The 910-nt window shown below is 75.7% G+C and carries 1 protein-coding gene; it reads left to right on the top strand.

The genetic code is table 11. The features are described from left to right. Positions 1-59: 59 nt before the first annotated feature. The coding region (locus TN53_RS44355; protein WP_234441835.1) for an ANTAR domain-containing protein at positions 60-910 on the top strand (851 nt) is incomplete at its 3' end.

Genomic DNA, 910 nt, shown 5'->3' on the forward strand with positions numbered 1-910 from the left:
GTGTGTACCCGCCGGCCATGTGTCGTCCCTGGACGTTCGAAGCGAGGAACAGCCTCATCGTGAGCCGACTTCACCAGCCGCCCGATCCGGCAGGCGCCGACGACCCGGCGACCGGCGCTGATCCGTCCCCTGGGCAGGGCCCCACCTCGCTGCCCGGAGCCCGCAGCGGCACGGATCCGACGGGGGCCGGGGCGGACGGCGAGGACGTGGCCGCCCGGCAGACGCCCGTCGGCCGGCTCGCGGCGGCCGTGGAGCGGCTGCGCCGGGAGGTCCGCGCGGCGCAGGCGGAGGCGGACGGACGCGCCCTGATCGAACTGGCCAAGGGCATCCTCGTCGAGCGGCTGGGGTGCGGGCCGGCGCAGGCCGCTCGGCAGCTGGCCGAGCTGACCGGACAGGCGGGTGTGACACCGCTCGAGTTCGCCGTCGAGGTGATCAACCAGGCGTCGCGGGATCGGCTCTCCGAAGTGACGACCGCCTTTCTCGCGGCCACGGCGAGCCGGACCGTCGCGCCCGGCGCGGCGGAACAGGGCTCGTCCGCGGTGGGACTGCGGTCCGCGGAGAGTGCCGCACTGGCCGCCCAGGACGCGCAGAGCGTCGCCGACTCCCTGCTGGCCCACGCGCTGACCCCGCTGGGCGCGGTGGCCGTGGCCATCTGGGCCCTGGGCTCCCACGGTTCGCTCACCCTTGCGGGCAGCGCCGGATTCTCCCCCGCGGAAGCAGGGCGCTGGCGCTACGTGCCGCCGGGCGTGGCGACCGTGGCGCGCCGGGGTCTTTCGGAACGGACGGGTCAGTGGATCGGTCGTCTGTCCGACACGGGTCTGCCCTCCGTCGGCCGGCATCAGTACCCCGACGGCGGCCGGGTCGCGGTGCCGGCCGGCGCAGCGGGCCGCATCCACGGTGTCCTGGAGAT

The sequence above is a fragment of the Streptomyces sp. WM6386 genome (assembly GCF_000972385.1).
Lineage (GTDB): Bacteria > Actinomycetota > Actinomycetes > Streptomycetales > Streptomycetaceae > Streptomyces.